This window comes from Sinimarinibacterium arenosum (assembly GCF_005047655.1).
GTDB lineage: Bacteria > Pseudomonadota > Gammaproteobacteria > Nevskiales > Nevskiaceae > Solimonas.
Genome location: NZ_SUKF01000005.1, coordinates 161475 through 175520, shown reverse-complemented (window position 1 = coordinate 175520; position 14046 = coordinate 161475). Strand labels below are relative to the sequence as shown.

The 14046-nt window shown below is 65.5% G+C and carries 15 protein-coding genes; 2 read left to right on the top strand and 13 right to left on the bottom strand.

All coding sequences use genetic code 11. The features are described 5' to 3' along the window. Nucleotides 1-276: 276 nt before the first annotated feature. Together E4T66_RS11845 and E4T66_RS11840 are read right to left on the bottom strand one after the other, a co-directional pair. Nucleotides 277-696: an MAPEG family protein gene (locus E4T66_RS11845; protein ID WP_136849250.1), complete on the bottom strand. Its 420-nt coding sequence runs from the start codon at nt 694-696 to the stop codon at nt 277-279. 29 nt (nt 697-725) lie between these two features. After that, on the bottom strand, nt 726-1547 hold the full coding sequence (locus E4T66_RS11840; protein ID WP_136849249.1) for a helix-turn-helix domain-containing protein: 822 nt from the start codon (nt 1545-1547) through the stop codon (nt 726-728). 133 nt (nt 1548-1680) lie between these two features. Here E4T66_RS11840 and E4T66_RS11835 point away from each other — a divergent pair, with 133 nt between their 5' ends. Further along, the gene (locus E4T66_RS11835) at nt 1681-1995 is read left to right on the top strand and encodes a DUF2834 domain-containing protein (RefSeq protein ID WP_136849248.1); all 315 of its coding nucleotides are present in this window, start codon (nt 1681-1683) and stop codon (nt 1993-1995) included. A gap of 5 nt (nt 1996-2000) precedes the next feature. Further along, nucleotides 2001-2375, top strand: a complete 375-nt coding sequence (locus E4T66_RS11830; protein WP_136849247.1) for a phosphopantetheine adenylyltransferase — start codon at nt 2001-2003, stop codon at nt 2373-2375. Nucleotides 2376-2693: 318 nt separating this feature from the next. Here the strand turns inward: E4T66_RS11830 and E4T66_RS11825 are convergent, their stop codons facing one another. The 11 genes from E4T66_RS11825 to E4T66_RS11775 form a co-directional block, all read right to left on the bottom strand. After that, the gene (locus E4T66_RS11825; RefSeq protein WP_136849246.1) at nt 2694-2954 is read right to left on the bottom strand and encodes a hypothetical protein; all 261 of its coding nucleotides are present in this window, start codon (nt 2952-2954) and stop codon (nt 2694-2696) included. A gap of 25 nt (nt 2955-2979) precedes the next feature. Then, a complete protein-coding gene (locus E4T66_RS11820; protein WP_136849245.1) occupies nt 2980-3723 on the bottom strand; it encodes a hypothetical protein in 744 nt (247 codons plus the stop codon). A gap of 9 nt (nt 3724-3732) precedes the next feature. Beyond that, on the bottom strand, nt 3733-4386 hold the full coding sequence (locus E4T66_RS11815) for a hypothetical protein (RefSeq protein ID WP_136849244.1): 654 nt from the start codon (nt 4384-4386) through the stop codon (nt 3733-3735). Beyond that, on the bottom strand, nt 4383-5453 hold the full coding sequence (locus E4T66_RS11810; RefSeq protein WP_136849243.1) for a hypothetical protein: 1071 nt from the start codon (nt 5451-5453) through the stop codon (nt 4383-4385). Before E4T66_RS11810 ends, E4T66_RS11815 begins: the two co-directional genes overlap by 4 nt. Before the next feature lie 20 nt (nt 5454-5473). After that, on the bottom strand, nt 5474-6568 hold the full coding sequence (locus tag E4T66_RS11805; RefSeq protein WP_136849242.1) for an OmpA family protein: 1095 nt from the start codon (nt 6566-6568) through the stop codon (nt 5474-5476). Nucleotides 6569-6575: 7 nt separating this feature from the next. Continuing rightward, nucleotides 6576-7478, bottom strand: a complete 903-nt coding sequence (locus E4T66_RS11800) for a hypothetical protein (protein ID WP_136849241.1) — start codon at nt 7476-7478, stop codon at nt 6576-6578. Between the two features lie 14 nt (nt 7479-7492). Further along, a complete protein-coding gene (locus E4T66_RS11795) occupies nt 7493-8632 on the bottom strand; it encodes an OmpA family protein (RefSeq protein WP_136849240.1) in 1140 nt (379 codons plus the stop codon). Nucleotides 8633-8776: 144 nt separating this feature from the next. Beyond that, nucleotides 8777-11611 carry a serine/threonine-protein kinase gene (locus tag E4T66_RS11790; RefSeq protein ID WP_169577589.1) on the bottom strand — a complete coding sequence of 945 codons (2835 nt, stop codon included), beginning with the start codon at nt 11609-11611 and terminating at the stop codon, nt 8777-8779. A gap of 124 nt (nt 11612-11735) precedes the next feature. Further along, complete coding sequence (locus E4T66_RS11785) at nt 11736-12293, bottom strand: ECF-type sigma factor (RefSeq protein WP_136849238.1); 558 nt, start codon at nt 12291-12293, stop codon at nt 11736-11738. A gap of 162 nt (nt 12294-12455) precedes the next feature. Beyond that, entirely contained in the window at nt 12456-13127 is a 672-nt protein-coding gene (locus E4T66_RS11780) for a glutathione S-transferase family protein (protein WP_136849237.1), read from the bottom strand. 29 nt (nt 13128-13156) lie between these two features. Continuing rightward, nucleotides 13157-14002, bottom strand: a complete 846-nt coding sequence (locus tag E4T66_RS11775) for a tetratricopeptide repeat protein (protein WP_136849236.1) — start codon at nt 14000-14002, stop codon at nt 13157-13159. Nucleotides 14003-14046 lie beyond the last annotated feature (44 nt).

Below are 14046 nucleotides of genomic sequence, written 5' to 3'. Positions count from 1 at the left end.
GAAGCGATGCGGCGGGCTGACGCGCAAGATCAAAGAACTCGGCGCGGACGACTGACAACAGTCTGACCTGTGCACAGCAGTGCGAGGTCGGGTGTCAGCGTATTCGACTGTTGTGACCGCATCGCCAGGCGATGCAGCGGGCTGACGCGCAAGATCAAAGAACTCGGCATGGACGACTGACGCCGCGCCTGTCTGCGTACAGCAGCTTTAGCTTTACGGCGTCAGCGTATTCGGCAGGCTGATCAGCATCGCGTGCGAAGAGGGTGGATTTTGCGGCTACAGCGCCGTTTGCACGAGCACTACGCAGATGCCGATCAGCGCGCCGATGCCGACCATATAACTCAACGTGCGCCACGGTTGTAACCCGAGCAGATAGCAGATCGAGTGGGCGACGCGTCCAAGCGTGAAAATGCCGAACAGCCAAGGGGCCGTCTCCGCGGGTGCACCGACCATCACATAAGCTGCCCCCAGCGCGAAAAACGCGGGGATGCTTTCCAGATCGTTGCGCCAGGCCTGCTGCGCGCGCTGGACTTGCGGCAAATCGGCGGCAGCGGGCGCCCGTCCGAACAGCTGCGCATCTTCCGGAACCTGAAAGTGCCGGCGGCTGATCCGGTAGTAACCCTGGACCAGCGACAGTGCAAACATCTTGGCAAACAGTGCGACGCAAAAAATCGCGTACCACTCCGCGGTGTTCATAGCGGACTCCGTCGAATCAACGTCATTCGTCATTCACTGGTGGACAGGCCGCGCAGCAGTGCGGCACTTTCCGCGTTGGCCGGAAAGAAGCTCTCAACGCGCAGTTCGTCGGTGGTCAGATCCTGCGGTGTGCCGAAAGTCGTGACCATTGAGAACAGATGCAGATCGACATCACGTACGCGAAAGTGCGTCGGCAGCACGGGCGGAGCACGATGTTCCAGGTCGATCTGGTGCAGCCCGGCGGGCAGGTTCGGATAACGCAGGATTTCATCAAGAACCTGCTCGACCTGTGGATGCTGCTGCGCCTCGCGTGCGGTGTGCGCGAGCAAAGCCTTGGCCACTTCCTCAAAGTTGACGATGTACGGACGCATGCCGTGTTCGTGAAACGTCAGCTTCAGCAGATTGCGCGGTGCATCGCCGCAGACCGCTTGCCAGATTTCATCGAGATTGCCGAGCAGGCTGAAGACCTTGCCGACCGCCGCATTGGCCATGAACAGATTCCAGGCGCGATCGCAGACCACCGCCGGCAGCGGTTCGTGATGCTTCAGCAGCAGTTCGAGTGCTTCGCGCACCGGTTGCATCTCGCTGGTATCGAGCGCGCGTTGCGGATAGATGCCGGCGTAACCCGCACTCTGCAGCCAGCGGTTGCGATCGCGAAGCGGCAGGTCCAGCGTCGCGGCCAGTTGCAGCACCATCTCGCGGCTCGGTTTCGCGCGGCCGGATTCGAGGAAGCTCAGATGCCGCTGTGACACGTCGGCCTGCAGCGCCAGATCAAGCTGCGACAGCCGCTTCGAGCGGCGCGTGCCGCGAAGCAGATCACCGAACGGTGGATGGTCTGAGTGCGTTTGCATGCGGCCATTGTGGCACGCCTCTGGCGCAGGTCGATTACCTGCGGCGTAATTGAATCGTCGCTGCCGCAGCGCGAATCTGCGACCGCCGCGATCCCTCGGATGCGTGGCCGAAATCAATCTCTAGGAGGTTCGCATGAACTGGAAAACTCTCGTGCTCGGCTTGGTTCTCGCCGACTTTGCCGTCCTGACCGGCTACGCCGTGATGGATGCCGGCTACGTCGGGATTTTTGAACATCTGCTGATCAGCAGCGCCGGTTGGCAGGTCGGTGCCGATCTGGTGATCGTGTGTTCGCTGGCGATGATCTGGATGTTCAACGACGCCCGGCGTACCGGCCGCAACGTCTGGCCGTATCTGCTGTTGACCCTGACGCTGGGATCGTTCGGTCCGCTGCTGTACCTGTTTGTTGGCAGCCTCGGCCTGATGCCGCGGCGCGCGGCGCTGGCCTGAATCGAATGGACCACTTCGCGGGGATCGTGCTGGTGCTCGCCGGATTCGTGCATCTGCTGCCCGCCGTGGGCGTTGCCGGGAGGGAACGGTTGCGCAGCTTGTACGGCGTCGAGCTGGACGACCCCGCGGTGCTTCTGCTGATGCGTCATCGCGCGGCGATGTTCGCGGCGATTGGCCTGCTGATGCTGATCGCTGCGTTGGTGCCGTCGTGGCGGTTGCCGGCTTCGCTGGTCGGGCTGATCAGCACGGCCGGCTATTGCCTGTTGGCCGGGGCACCCGGCGCATGGACTGCGCCGCTACGTCGCCTCTGGTGGATCGATCTGCCGCTCGCGGCAGGGCTGGCTGTGGTCGTTGCCGAACGCCTGCTACGGGGTCCCTGAGGAAGCGGAGCGGTGAATCGCTAGGGCGTTCCGACGCAGCGGCACGGTTTCGGTTGTTTGATTCGCTCGATGCAGTGTTCGGTCGTTTCGGTGGCGCCGCCGGGCCGGTGCGGATTCCGGCATTGCAACAGCGCGTTTCGCGCATAGCGCATGGTCAGACCGCTACAGCGCTCGGCAGCCTCCGGGCAGCTTGGCAACGACGCAGCGAGCGGTGTTGTTTCAGGTGTCAGCGCAAGCGGCTGTGCGACAAAGCAAGCCACGCTGCAGGGCAGGATTGTCAGCGTCAGGCACAGACGCGCGCAGCGGTGCACTGCGTAATCAGCCACCCTGTTCGCAGTGGATCACGGGCGTGGCGGCTGGCTCGCCGTCGACTTGCAGCGTGCCCCTACCTTCCAGCGCTTTGCACCGTTCGAAACTGTCGCGGTCCTCGCAGACGAAATGACCTGAGGGGGCTTCGGGCATTGGAGTGCAGCTCAGTTCCGTTGCGGCCTGATCGCTCTCGGTCGGTGCGTCGGCGGCAAGCGCTGGAAGCGAAAAACCGGCGGCCAATAGCAAGGCTGCAATGGTGTGTGTGCGCATCGAGTGACTCCGGTGGAACAAAGGATCAGATGCTGTAGCGGGCGAGCATGAACTGGTAATAGATGAAGCCGTACCGGTTGTACCAATCGTCGTTCTTGTAGAACTTCGCTTCGCAGGATGCGATCTCCTGCAGGTTGCCTTGCAGCTTCGCCAGCAGCTCTTCGTTTTTTCGCCGAACCTGGCTGTCGAAGTCGCTCAGCGCACCATCCACTTTCTGATTCTCGATGGACGCCTGTAGCGCCACCGGGGCCCCGGCCATCGAGCCGATGCTGCTGAGAAAGCCCTGGCCGTTCTTGGCGAAGCGATGGGTGTAGTCATAGATGCCGCGAACCTTTTCCAGATTCTTGCGCGAGGTGTTGAGGTTCTGCTGCGCCTGCTCGAAGCACGGGCGGCACGTCGCATCCTCCATGCACTTCGACGGCACCTGCGGCGCACCGGGCGGCTGAAAATCGGGATTCATGCGTTTGTCGGTCGACGTCAATGCCGTGTAGTAGCTGTAGGCGGCCGCGGCGGCGCCCGGACTTTTGCTGGCGACGCCCTTCGCATCCTTCAGACGCTCCGTCAGCTCCGCATCGGCTTTGCGGTTGGCCGCCAGTTCGCCATCGGCGCCGGCCTTCTGCACTTCGGCGCGCAGCTGGGGATTGTCATCCTGAAAAGGTTTCCACGGCGGCAACATCGCGGGTACGAACAACGGCGGACTGCCGGTCGGCGCGGCCAGCGCATTGGCAGTGAGCAGCAGCAGACTGATGGCAAGGAATCGATTGTTCATCGGCGTCTCTCAGTTCGATTTGCGTCGCGTGACGAGCAATGCGACGAACGCGCCGCCCAGCGCGAGCACTGCCAGCATCAGACCGAGTTCCAGCCAGCTCAGCGCGATGCCGCCACGGCTGCTTCCGCCATCGTCCCCCGAAGCAGTCGGCACTTCAGTCGTCGAGGTGGCTGCGGCGCCCTGGAACGCACTCGCCGGCACCGCAATGCTCGGGATCTCAACCGGCAAGGGTTCGCCGACCCAGACGATCAGCTGGTAGTCAGTCGGCGTGTCGGATGAGAGACCGATCTTGAATCCGTCGTAGGTCCGGAACCGGAAGTCCACGCGGCCTGATTCCGCCGTGGTGCCTTCGCGCTCCGGTGCGTCCCAGTTGTCCTTGACGATGACGGCCTTGATCGCCTCGCCGGAATTTTGCGTCAGCACGGTGACGGCGATCGGCTCTTCGAGCTGGGTCCCTTCGACGATGAAGCGATAGCCGGTGGCATCGGCGGCGCCGTGAATGAATGCGGACTTTCCACCGGGGAAGCGCGGATCGTCCTTGAACTCGACCGGATAGATCGGTCGCTCTACCTCGCCGCTATCCTGCGCGCGAGCTTCCGTGTTCAGTCCGCAGGCGAAGAACGCCGCGGCGGCAAGGAGGTATTGCCACTGCCGATCGGTCATGACGCGCTCCCCGGCATCAGATGAAGATTGACATAGGCGCGCTGGATCAGTGCGCGGATGTCGTCCAGACTCAGCTTCGAGTGTCGCAGTGAGATCTGCACATCGTTGCGCACGCTGTTGAACTGGATCGAGGAGTTCTGCGCGGCGTCCCAGGGCCCGTCAATACTGTCGGCATGGGTCAGCACCTTGGCACCGCCCAGCTCGCGCGCCAGGTTTGCAGCGAAGCCGCCGAGCATGGCGTTCTCCTGCCGATAGTTGCGGTAGCCGTTGCGCCACACCACGGTGCTCATGAACATCTGTTGACGGTTGCGCTCGTCGAGGTAGACGTAAGTGCAGCTGTCGCCACTGCGTTCGGGTGTGCCCTGCGGCTCGCCCAGCAGTTCGCTGATGTCGGACGCGCTCCACAGGCTGCAGGCGTCGCCGGCCGGCGCACGGCGCGCCAATCGCTGGCGTGCGGCAGCGACGCCGGCGTTGCCATTGATCGGCAGCAGTGTGTCCAGACGGCGCAGCGCGGTGTCGGCCAGCGGACCGATCTGTTCGGCGCTGGCCGTGCTGGCACCGAAGTCGATCTCGACCACGCTGTCGCCACGCAGCGCCATGAAATCGCAGCAGCCCAGCATGCGCACTTCGTCCCACTCGCCGGTCAGTTCGCTGCCGTCCTGCAGGGTCACGAGGCCGCCGGAGCCTTGGTCCGCTTTTGCCAGATAGCCACCGATGCCGGCGACAACGCGGCCGGCGTCAGTCCAGATCACCTGCACCGCGAGACTGCGAAAGCCCGCGGTTTCGTACCAGCAGACGCCGCCGTCGATCGCCGGCTCACCGGCCTGATCGCCCTGCACGCTGACCGCGCGAAACGGCGGACCGGCCAGCGGCGCGCCGAGTACCGCTTCAACGTCTGCAGGTTCCAGCAGGCGGCAGGGATCCTGAGGGTCCGCGACGGCGGACGCTTCGGTCGCGGCAGCGGACGTCGGCTGCGCATCGCTGTCGGCCGTCGACCGATTGCACGCGCCCAGCGACAGGCCCAGCACGATGAGCAGGGCCGGCAGCAGTTTGAAGGGTGCGGGCATCGGAGTGTCCTGTAATCGGATCATGGGCATTGACGGTGCAACTCGACACGGCGGTTGGCGGCGCGGCCTTCGAGCGTGTCGTTGGTGTCGACCGGGCGGCTGGTGCCGAAGCCCTGCGCGGGCAGGCGCGCGGCATTGATGTCGAAGCGGGCGGACAGGGCATCCCGTACCGTGCTCGCGCGGCGCTTGGACAGATCGAGGTTGTAGGCATCACCGCCGATGTTGTCGGTGTGTCCCTCGACCCCAACGGTCCAGTCAGGGTTGGCTTTGAGCACGGCGCCGATGGCGTTCAGTGCGGCATCCGACTGCTTCAGCAACTCGGCGCTGCCGGTGTTGAAGTAGATGCCGTGCAGCACGGCGCGGCAGTCGCCGTCACTGAGCGAGCGTTCCAGGCTGTCGTGTTCAGGCTCGGCGTCGGGATAGTCGACGCGCACCAGCTGCGTGTTGCGGGGGCCGCTCAGCGTGCGCAGGCTCAACGCGTTGTCGGCATCGTCCAGCCACCAGCCGTCGATCTCCTCGACATCGCCGCCGACGCTGTAGCGGCCATGCGCCTGGATCGCCGGCAGGGCGACCGGCGTGCCATTGACCCGCACGGTGATTGGCGTGGCTGGCGCTGTCGCGCGCACCAGCGGGCCGCGATAGTACTTGCGTCCGGCGGCGACGATTGACAGCAGCGCGTTGTCTTCGCCGTAGTGCGGCACCGACGCCACCACGATCTCACTGCGGCCCTGCGTCTTCAGCTCCGCCAGTACCGCCGCGGACATCTGCAGAAAGCTGGACCCGGCAAACAGCGCGGGGTCGCCTTCCTGCAGGACGGCATTGAAGCGGTGCGTGCTGACCAGATCCTGCCTGCGGACGCGTCGCGTCCAGCTGCTGGCCTGACGTTCGCCCCCTTTCAGCACGCGCTGCGCGATCACGCGGTACTCGATCTCCTGCTCGTCAGCGCTGGCGATCGTGATCAGGAACTCCTCGTCGAAGCTGCGTGTCTGCTGGGCATAGGTCAGCACCAGCCCCGGCACCAGCGGGATCCGCGTGTCGTCGGCCCGCGCCGGCTTTGGCGCGAACGCGCCCAGGACGAACGGGGTGAGCAGTACGGTCAGCAGCGTAGGGCGCATCGTCGTGCTACTGCGGATAGTCGATGCTGAGTACGCGCACCGTTTCCGGCCCGATCCGCGAAACCAGCAGCAGCGGATTGCCCGGATCGTCGAGGATCGTCAGCTCGACCGGATACGACTCGTCGTCGCTGCGCAGCTCACCGGTCGCAACCACCGCCGGCAGCGTTCGATTCTTGCCGTTGACCTGCACGCTGATCTGATCCTTGCGCAGCAGACGCAGCGTGCCGGACAGCATTTGCAGCGCGTCGATCTGCCCCAGCGTGGCGGCGCCTTCGGCGCGGTCCTGTTCGCTGATGGCGCCGCTGGCGGCCTGGCGCTCAAGCGCGTCGGCAATGCCGGCGAAACCGCCGAGGTCACCGAGCATGCCATCGAGTTCGCGTGCCAGGCCCGCGCTCTGCACGCCCGCGCCGTTGCCGATGCCGCCGGCGTCGATCGTCAGCTCGCTGCGGCCTGACGCCTTGAGATCGTTCAGCACGCGGGTCGAAGTCCCAAAGGCGGTACTGCCGCTGAAGAACTCGTTGGCGCCGTCGACATAGTTGGGGCGGATGCTCGCGGCGGTCTGGAGATCTTCGATGCGCACCGAGCGCGATGCGTTGACCGCGCTGCCGTCCGGACGCTTTGCGGTGTAACTGAGCTTGACCGCGCGCGGAGTCACTGCAGTGACGCGCTGCGTTGCCTTGAACTCGCCGGCACGGCCACTGCTGAGCGAGACGATGCTGAGATTCGCCGTCAGCGGAATCGCCGCCCCGGCATTCGCTTTGGCCGGAGATTCTGCGACGAGCTTGTCGATCCCCATCAGCTGCAGCAAGGGATTGTCGGCGCCGGCGGACTGCGCCGATGCCGGCAGTCCGGTCGTCAGCAGCAATCCGGCAATCAATGCGTTGAGCGGGATGTGAGCAAAGCGATGCATGGAATTCTCCGCAATCAGAACGGCACCAGCTCGACGCGGCGGTTCTTGGCACGCCCTGCGTCGGTCTGGTTGGTGGCGATGGGTGCCAGCGACGACACACCGTTCGCGGTCAGGCGTTTGGCGTCGATGGCGTAAGTGGTGATCAGCGCCGACTTGACCGCCTCTGCGCGGCGCTTCGACAGATCGAAGTTCGCCTGCAACTGGCCCTCGCTGTCGGTGTGTCCGACCACGTGCAGGCTCAGCGTCGGATCGGACTTCAGCAGCTTCGCGATCTCGTCCAGCGCCGGTTTGGACTCCGGTTTGATTTCGGCTTTGGCGGTGTCGAACAGGATGCCGTACAGCGCCACCCTTCCGGTCTCCGCAATCGACGTGCGCATCTCGTCAGCGCCGACGGAGACCATCGCCTGCTCGATTGGCTTGGGCTTGATCAGCACCACCGTCGCGATCATGCGTGCGGCCCAGCCGGGCTCGTCGCAGTACACCGACATGATTGCCGGGTTATGCAAGAAGATCGCGACAACATCGCCGCTCTGCGGATTCTTCAGCACCGCGTAGCGCACGCTCTTGATCGTCAGGCCTGCGGCGCAGCCCTGCGGTGACGATTCGGCGGCGCGCCACTGATCCTGCGGATACAGAAAATTAGCGAAGGTGGACGAACTCTCCGACGCATACGCATCGATGCCGTCGCCGCAGGCCTCGGCCGCGCATTCGAACAGCGGCTCATAGCCTTCTGCGCTCAACTGCGTCTGATAGTTGCGGATGACTTCGAGCCCGGAGCGCTGCGCCGGAATGGCGTACATCAGCCGGCTGCGTTGTCCTGAAGCGAGCACGAACGACGCCGGGTTCAGCGCCAGCAGATCGACGAAGTCATCCGGCGTGCGTCCATTCTTGGCCGGACCGGTGGGCAGGCGCAGTTCGTCGAATTCGACATCCTCGCGCAGGAACAGCGTCGCGCCCTTGTAGCGTTGCAGTCCGGGCGGATCGCTGAGGCCCGGGAGATCCTGTGCCGGGACCGGCGTGCCGTCGGCCCAGGCCGCAGGGATCGATAACGTCAACAGCAACGCCAGCAGCGTACCGGCCTGGACCCGTTTATTCGGCTTGATCGCGCGTGCGGCCGTAGCCAATGACGGGCGGGTGCTGGAACTCTGGAACACGGGTGCGCCTCCGACAATGCTGTCTGTTGTCTGGATAGACGCGGTTGGTGCGAAGAACACGACACCGATGTCGACATTCAAGATTCGAGCGTCGCGTGCGGCGCTTCAGTCCCGGTGATTCGGCGTGGGTTTGCCCGCTCGACCTCAGATCAGGCCGAACCAGAACGGCGACAGCGGCAGTGTCGGGGCCAGCCCGAACGAGGCCTGCAAGGCGGCCAGCGCCGCCGCTCGCGCGGCGGCATCGCCGTCGATCAGGGCGGCGACATAGTTCAAGCTCAGGGCAATCGGATGCGTCGCCGGCAGATGTTCAGCGGCGGTGCTGCGCGCCGCAGCCAGCTGCGTCCGTGCAGCGGGCAGGTCGCCGGCCAGCGCCAGCAGGTACGCGTGGTAGGCCAGTGGCGTCAGCGTCTGCATCGGCGCGGGGGCGCGGGTCCGGGCTGATTCATACTCGCGCAGTGCGGTCGCGGGGGCGCCAAGTCGCAGTTGCTGATAGGCGTGCAGCACGGCGGACCAGACCATGTCATCGCGGGTTTCCAGATGCAGCGCAGCCAGCAGACGGTCGATCCGTTCCAGCAGCGGCAGGCCGACCTGCGGATTGCCGTCGTCCAGAGCCAGCGACGCCAGCGTTGAGCTGATGCGCAGTACCGTGCGTTGCGGCGGATCGTCGCTGACCGGCAGGGCGGCCAGTGCGCGCTGTGCCCAGGCCCGGCTCTGATCACGGTGCCCCAGCAGACGCTCGCACATCGCCACCTTGGAGATCACGTCGACGGTCAGCGGATGGGTCTCGCCGGAGATGCGCTGGCGGGCTTCGGCCAAGGCTTTGTACTCATCGGCGCAGGCGGCGTACTGGCCGGTGCGCTTGAGCGTGTCGGCGAGAAACCAGCGTGCGACCAGGGTCTGATTGGCGTCGGCGCTGAGCAGGTCGGTGTAGTCGCGTACCACCGGGCCGAGCATCGCCAGGGAGGCATCGAGACTGCCGGTGCGCGCCAGGATGTTGGCCAGATTCAGGCGCATCGTCAGGGCGTCCTGGCGGTGGCCAACCGGCGGCGTCAGCATCAGCGTGCTGATCGATTCCAGCTGGGTACGGGCCGTGCTCCAGTCGCCGCGGATCGTCGCCAGGGTCGCGGTATCGTTGACGGTCTCGACGTACAGCCAGTGCGTGTCGCCATACACCGACAGCACGCGCGCACGCGTCTCGGCAATGATGCGGTCGGCACGCTCAAAGTCGCCCTGTTTGGCCAGTGCGTAGGCCCACAGGTTGCGGCCGAGTATGACGTCTTCGCTGGCGCCCAGGCCGGCGGTTTCGAGCACCGGGACCGCGCGGTCATAGCGTGACGCTGCGGTGGTGTATTGCTCGTCCTGGAATTCCGCTTTTGCCAGCAGCAGTTCCAGATGCGCACTGTCCGGCGCGTTTGCGCCGTGCGCCAGGACGGCGTTGGCGAGCGCATCGCTCAGTACGGGAATCGCCTGATCGGGGCGGCTCAGCGAAACGTAAGTGCTGCCCAGCGCGGCGCCGAGTTGGGCGCGGATTTCCGGGTCGTTGATATCGCTGCCGATCAGGCGCTGTGCGCCGGCATCAACCAGTTCGCGCGCGGTCAGCTGCTCGCCCCGTGTGCGTTCGGGGTCGGCGGCGACGAACAGGTCTGACATGAAGCGGCTCACCGCCTGCGCGCGGGCGGTCTGCGCACGCGCCGCGTGCCACTGACTCAGCGCCACGCTCAAGCCCGCCGACAGTGACACGATGACCGCCGCGGCCAGTGTCGCCAGCAGGCGGTTACGACGCAGCCACAGCCGCGAGCGATAGCGCCAGGCGCCGGGCCGTGCCGACACCGGGCGGTGCGCCCGCCAGTTCTCAAGATCGGCGACCAGCGCCGCGATCGTCGGATAGCGGTCCTCCGGCGCCTTGCGCAGTGCTTGCGCAACGATCGCTTCCAGATCGCCCGAAACCAGATGGGCATCGCTTGGCGCCATCGCCTTGTCTGCAGGCGTGGCACCGGAAACAGCGCGGGACAACCGCGGCGCCTCCTGATGCAGCACGGCGTATTCGAGCGCGGCGCGTCCGGGACGCTCGCCGCGAAAGGGCCGGCTGCCGGACAGCAGTTCGAACAGCAGCACGCCAAGAGAATAGACATCGCATCCGACGCCGGTGGCTTCACCGGCGATCTGTTCGGGTGCGGCGTAGTCCAAGGTCAGGCCGCGGCCGTACTGCCGTGTCAGTCCGGTGGATTCGTCGTCATCCATCAAGGCCGCGATGCCAAAGTCCAGCAGCTTCACCTGGCCGTCGGCGGTCACCAGCACGTTGGACGGTTTCAGGTCGCGATGCACGATCAGATGACTGTGCGCGTGCTCGACCGCGCGGCCGATCGCGATCGCCAGCCGCACCCGCTCGGCCACGCTCGGCGCATGCTGTCGCGCATAGTCGAGCAGCGTCGAACCGTCGATATATTCGAGCACCAGATACGGCTGGTCGTCGCTGACGCCGGCGTCGAGCAGGCGCACGATGCCGGGATGGTTCAGCCGCGCGAGCAGGCTGCGCTCGCGGGCAAAGCGTGCATTGAGTCGGCGGGTATCGCCGCTGGCGGACAGCAGTTTGATCGCCGCCTGACCTTGATACAGCGCGTCGTTGCGCTGCGCCATCCAGACGTCGCCCATGCCGCCGCTGCCCAGACGCCGGATCAGTTGCCAGGGACCGAAAGTCTGGCCGGCGACGGCGGCCTGCTCGGGGTCGCCGGCACTCAACAGCGCACCCAGCGCGCGGTCGTAGTCGGCGCGTGCGGTGCCCGGCGCAGGCGACTGCAGCAGCTCGGCGGCAGCGTCCGTCAGCCCGTTCTCGCGTTGCAGTAGCCGCGACAGTGCGTCGGCGGCGCTCGCGTCGCGCAGCCGCAGCGCAGCGAGCCACGCGGGTCGTGCCGCAGCATCAAGCTCCAGCGCTTCGTCGAGCAGCACCGACCACTTTGCCCAGTCCTCAGGCTTGATCACGACCCTGGATTCCCTGATTCGTTGCTGGGGCATCGGACGCCACCCGTATCTGCAGGAATAGACGGCATTACGCGGGAAATGACGACAGCATTGCGACGCGCGAGTGGGGCGGGCCGCACTGGAGTTAATGCGCCAGCAGCTCAGCCAGCAGCAGACGCGCCTTCTTCAGATCGCGATCCACGGTCCGGGTTGACACCTCCCGGGCCTGTGCAATTTCCACGATGGTCATGCCGGCGAAGAAGTGCATCTCGACGGTCTGACTCAGCGGCTCGTCCAGGCCGCGCATCTGTTCCAGCGCGCCATCCAGTGCGGCCAGATCGTGGCCCAGCGGCGAGGCCTCCGGGGCTTCGTCTGCATGTGACAAGGTCACCATCTGCACACCGCCGCCACGCTTTTCGGCAGCGCGTGCGCGCAGATGATCCAGCACGACCGAGCGCAATGCGCGCCCCACGTAGGCGAAGAACTGAATCCGCTCGACGCCGCGCAAGCCCTCGTTCTCCGCCATGCGCAGAAAGCCTTCGTGCACCAGCGCCGTGGTATTCAGATCGGTGACGCCATTGGCTTCCGCCAGCCGCGCGCGGGCGATGCGACGGATGTCGGGATACAGCGCTGCATACACCTGCTGGACTGCATGGGCATCGCCGCCGGACGCCCGCGCCAGCAACTGCGTGATGGCGCTCATGCGGCCCACCTGTGGCCAAGCCTCGACGGCACAAAACGCGGTGTCGTGCGCGGATGCGGTTCAGACATTGCGGAACGCTCGGAAAGACCTCGTCAGGGCGAGGCGACCCTCACAGCAGACTGCAGCAGCAAACGCGATCGAATCCTGTCGGCGCAGCTGGGCTCAGCGCTGCAGCATCGTCTGCGCCATCTTGACCACGTCGGGCGCTGGCACATCGCCGGGCACGGCCAGTCCGCGCTGAACCGCGGGGCGCTCACGGATGCGGTCGCGCCACGCTGACAGGTTCGGCAGGTCGTCGATGGCGACGCCAGCCCAGGCGTGGATGTTGACCCAGGTGAAGTTGGCGATATCGGCGATCGAATACTCGTCGCAGAGGTATTCGCGATCCTTCAGCTGCGTGTCGAGCACCGTGTACAGCCGATGGGTCTCGTGCTGGTAGCGGTCGATCACCGGCTGGATCTTTTCCGGGAAGTAGCGGAAGAACACATTGGCCTGCCCCTGCATCGGGCCGACGCCGCCCATCTGGAACATCAGCCACTGAATCACGCGCGAGCGCGCCTTGGTCTCGGTCGGCAGCAACTGGCCGTACTTCTCGGCCAGATAGATCAGGATCGCGCCGGACTCGAACACGGGGAAATTGTCCGCGGTGAGGTCGACGATGGTGGGGATGCGTCCGTTGGGATTCAGCGCAACGTATTCCGGCTTCTTCTGGTCGCCACGGCCAAGATTCACCGGGATCACCTGATACGGCACGTTCAGCTCTTCGAGCATGATCGAGGCCTTGTGGCCGTTGGGCGTGGGCGAAGTGTACAGCGCGATCTGCGGGGCCGACATGGTGGACGTCTCAGGCAAGGGAGCAGGGTTCAGAGTACATCGTACAGGCGCAGGCGGAAGTCGCGCGTGCGCTCATCCGCGGAGCCGAGCCAGTCGAACAGATCCACCAGCGCCTTGCGCGCGGCGTCTTCCTCGAACTTGCGATCGAGCCGCACCGCTTCGATCAGCTGCGTCATCGCGCCTTCGATATCGCCGCCGCTGAGCAGCCGGGCGCCTTCGAGGTAGGGCGCGCGTGCCGGTGATTCCGCCAGCGCGGCGGCGCGTTCACCGCTGCGTGCAAACTTCAGCACGCGCAGCATCGCCTGCGCAGCATCATTTTCGGGCGCGTCGGCCGGAATGCGTTGCAGGTACTGCTGCGCGCTGGCCGGATTTTCGAACAACAGCAGCCGTGCCAGACGCAGCCAGGCTCCGGGCGGTGCCTGCGGATGCTCGGCGATCTGCGTCAGCAGCGCCCGTGCGTCGGCCACATGGCCTTCCGCGAGCAGCGCGTCGATGTCGGCCATGACATCGGCTTCGGATTGCGGCAGGCGCTGTTGCAGCCACTGTTCGATCTGCGACTGCGGCACCGCACCCGAGAACTCGTCGACGATGCCGCCGTCGATGATCAGCTTGACGTTGGGAATGCCGCGAATGCCGCAGCGCTGCGCCCATTCCTGCTGCTCGTCGGTATTGAGCTTGGCCAGCACCACGCGACCCTTGAACTTGCGCACGGCGGCTTCGATCGCCGGGCCCAGGGCCTTGCACGGGCCGCACCATGGCGCCCAGAAATCGACCAGCACGGGAATCTGCCGCGAGCGCTCAAGCACCTCGCGTTCGAAATCCCGCACGTCATAAATATCCGGCGTTTCCGCCTGCGGCTGGGTACTCGGAATCATCGTCGGCCAATCCGTCGAAACGGTTCAAAGGGTCAGCCGACATT

Excerpts from the sequence above, each read along its gene's own strand:
- E4T66_RS11845 (WP_136849250.1), bottom strand. The coding sequence starts at position 696 with ATGAACACCGCGGAGTGGTACGCGATTTTTTGCGTCGCACTGTTTGCC.
- E4T66_RS11840 (WP_136849249.1), bottom strand. The coding sequence starts at position 1,547 with ATGCAAACGCACTCAGACCATCCACCGTTCGGTGATCTGCTTCGCGGC.
- E4T66_RS11835 (WP_136849248.1), top strand. The coding sequence starts at position 1,681 with ATGAACTGGAAAACTCTCGTGCTCGGCTTGGTTCTCGCCGACTTTGCC.
- E4T66_RS11830 (WP_136849247.1), top strand. The coding sequence starts at position 2,001 with ATGGACCACTTCGCGGGGATCGTGCTGGTGCTCGCCGGATTCGTGCAT.
- E4T66_RS11825 (WP_136849246.1), bottom strand. The coding sequence starts at position 2,954 with ATGCGCACACACACCATTGCAGCCTTGCTATTGGCCGCCGGTTTTTCG.
- E4T66_RS11820 (WP_136849245.1), bottom strand. The coding sequence starts at position 3,723 with ATGAACAATCGATTCCTTGCCATCAGTCTGCTGCTGCTCACTGCCAAT.
- E4T66_RS11815 (WP_136849244.1), bottom strand. The coding sequence starts at position 4,386 with ATGACCGATCGGCAGTGGCAATACCTCCTTGCCGCCGCGGCGTTCTTC.
- E4T66_RS11810 (WP_136849243.1), bottom strand. The coding sequence starts at position 5,453 with ATGCCCGCACCCTTCAAACTGCTGCCGGCCCTGCTCATCGTGCTGGGC.
- E4T66_RS11805 (WP_136849242.1), bottom strand. The coding sequence starts at position 6,568 with ATGCGCCCTACGCTGCTGACCGTACTGCTCACCCCGTTCGTCCTGGGC.
- E4T66_RS11800 (WP_136849241.1), bottom strand. The coding sequence starts at position 7,478 with ATGCATCGCTTTGCTCACATCCCGCTCAACGCATTGATTGCCGGATTG.
- E4T66_RS11785 (WP_136849238.1), bottom strand. The coding sequence starts at position 12,293 with ATGAGCGCCATCACGCAGTTGCTGGCGCGGGCGTCCGGCGGCGATGCC.
- E4T66_RS11780 (WP_136849237.1), bottom strand. The coding sequence starts at position 13,127 with ATGTCGGCCCCGCAGATCGCGCTGTACACTTCGCCCACGCCCAACGGC.
- E4T66_RS11775 (WP_136849236.1), bottom strand. The coding sequence starts at position 14,002 with ATGATTCCGAGTACCCAGCCGCAGGCGGAAACGCCGGATATTTATGAC.